The sequence below is a fragment of the Nocardioides sp. CPCC 206348 genome (genome assembly GCF_048654705.1).
In the GTDB taxonomy this organism is placed as follows: domain Bacteria; phylum Actinomycetota; class Actinomycetes; order Propionibacteriales; family Nocardioidaceae; genus Nocardioides.
In genome coordinates, this window is sequence record NZ_JBMCZA010000214.1 from 5967 (window position 1) to 6346 (window position 380).

Sequence of the window (380 nt, forward strand, 5' to 3'; positions counted from 1 at the left end):
GTCCTTGCCCTCGCGGGCACTGAACGCGCCCCACTGCCCCTGCGAGGAGCCGGTGCCGCGCGCGTCGACCGTCAGCTGCGCGTAGCCGCGCTTGACGAGGTAGTCAGGCCCGGCGCCGGCGAGGCCGCCGCCACCCGAGGCCATCACGGTCTTGTTGTACGCCGTGATCGTGACGATCACCGGCAGCTTCGTGAGGACCGGCTGGCCGAGCACTGCCGGTCGGACCAGGTCTCCCCGCAGGACGACCCCGTCGTCCATGACGATCGGGATGTCCCGGGTGGTGACCGTGGCCTTGTACTGCTCGGGCCGCGGCTTCCAGGGCGTCGGCGCGACCTGGGGCAGCTGGGGCAGCTGGGGCAGCGGTGCGGCCGCGACACGGT

General features: G+C 72.9%; 1 protein-coding gene. It reads right to left on the reverse strand.

Annotated elements, in window-relative coordinates:
* A partial coding sequence (locus tag ACOADB_RS22755; protein WP_378604032.1) for a CocE/NonD family hydrolase occupies nucleotides 1–380 on the reverse strand: 380 nt, incomplete at both ends.